Source organism: Xenorhabdus koppenhoeferi (genome assembly GCF_900116635.1).
GTDB lineage: Bacteria > Pseudomonadota > Gammaproteobacteria > Enterobacterales > Enterobacteriaceae > Xenorhabdus > Xenorhabdus koppenhoeferi.
Genome location: NZ_FPBJ01000087.1, coordinates 1 through 1,380, shown reverse-complemented (window position 1 = coordinate 1,380; position 1,380 = coordinate 1). Strand labels below are relative to the sequence as shown.

The 1,380-nt window shown below is 46.0% G+C and carries 3 protein-coding genes; all 3 read left to right on the top strand.

The genetic code is table 11. The annotated features are described in order from the left end of the window. The first annotated feature begins 282 nt into the window (after positions 1-282). Genes BM329_RS15150 through BM329_RS14205 form a run of 3 tightly spaced genes read left to right on the top strand, consistent with a single transcriptional unit; the run spans position 283 to position 1,298 of the window. Entirely contained in the window at positions 283-528 is a 246-nt protein-coding gene (locus tag BM329_RS15150) for a hypothetical protein (protein ID WP_245759109.1), read from the top strand. Between the two features lie 7 nt (positions 529-535). Continuing rightward, the gene (locus BM329_RS15145) at positions 536-784 is read left to right on the top strand and encodes a hypothetical protein (RefSeq protein ID WP_245759108.1); all 249 of its coding nucleotides are present in this window, start codon (positions 536-538) and stop codon (positions 782-784) included. Position 785: 1 nt separating this feature from the next. Next, positions 786-1,298 (top strand): inositol monophosphatase family protein, encoded by a 513-nt coding sequence (locus tag BM329_RS14205; RefSeq protein WP_245759107.1) that lies wholly within the window; start codon positions 786-788, stop codon positions 1,296-1,298. The last annotated feature ends 82 nt before the right edge of the window (positions 1,299-1,380 follow it).

The following is a 1,380-nucleotide window of genomic DNA, read 5'->3' as shown; positions in this document are numbered from 1 at the left end:
GTGAGTCGGTAAGTGCATTGAACACCTCCCCGTATTTTTCAGGAAAAAATGTCAGGGGTTATCATGCCACAAAGGGGTATACGACTGTAGTACTAGACATATTTGGAATCATGAACCTAGACGCGTCCAACCGATAAGGGAATTACTCCCTGTCGCATATGATGTTTCCGAAAGAGCAGTCTCTTTTCCAACTTTTTATCGTGAAGAAGATGAACCCTTAATAGCTAGTTACGAAAAGACAATTGCCGAAATTGACCTAAAATATAAGAGGTTATTAAAAATATGAAAAATATCGAGTCAGATGTGTTCCAGGAAGATCCGAAAGATGCAGAAAAAGTACTCATACGAGCCTTGCATGATACAGACTTTCCTACTGAATTTAGTCTGCTTGGACGGCAGTGGGAGCTTATTCGTGGCGTTTTCCCTGGGACACTCACAGGTGCGACTGAAGTTATGGCAAGCGCGCTCCCCTATCCAGTTGGTGGGCGCATGCTAGAGGAACGTTCCATGGACTTATGTCGATGGTGACTTTGATATGGCGAGTGAATTGCACGCTGCGGTATTCGATCCTGAATACGCTGGTCAACGCCGTTTGATCCAAGGAGCTTCAGCCTACTTGCGAAAAAATGGCCGCCTACTCATAGGCACTGCTGACCTCAAAAATGGAACTGTGCTGGAAGCTATCGCAAAAAGTACATCAGCCACATTGTCGATGGTTCAGCGTATTCGTCGAATCGAAGCACCTCGCGTGATGGAATACCACCTAATGGAGGTGTGTTATTAACGTGAAACTCAATAGCGGAGATGATCTCCGTCTAGCACAGCGAGTTGCAGTGGACGCAGCCACAACAGCTCTTTCTTTAAGAGAATCTGGTGAATTTCAAGTCACTTTAAAGAAAGATGGTAGCCCAGTTACCCCTGCGGATATTGGTGCTGAATTGCGCGTACGTGAACTTATAGAATCCGAGCGTCCTAATGACCTATTTGTTGGGGAAGAGAGCGGAGGTCTGGCAGTTCAGAAAGGGAGAGTGTGGATTATCGACCCGATTGACGGAACCAAGAACTTCGTTCGCGGAATCCCCATCTGGGCCACACTTGTGGCGCTCGTAGAAGATGGAGAACCCAAGATCGGTGTGGTTTTCGCTCCTGAATTGAAGCGCTGTTGGTGGGCAGAAAAAGGTAGTGGTGCATACGTTAGCAAAAGTCCGCAGGGAAGTGGGAACAGAATGCATGTACGGCAAGCTTCAGGTCTGAAAGATGCATATAGCAGAATCATAATACTGTGTCATAATACCTAAATCCCAATGACAAGGTAGAATTGAGATGGGTTACAGTCTAGATTTTCGAAGAAGAGTACTGGCATACAAAGACAAGCATGCA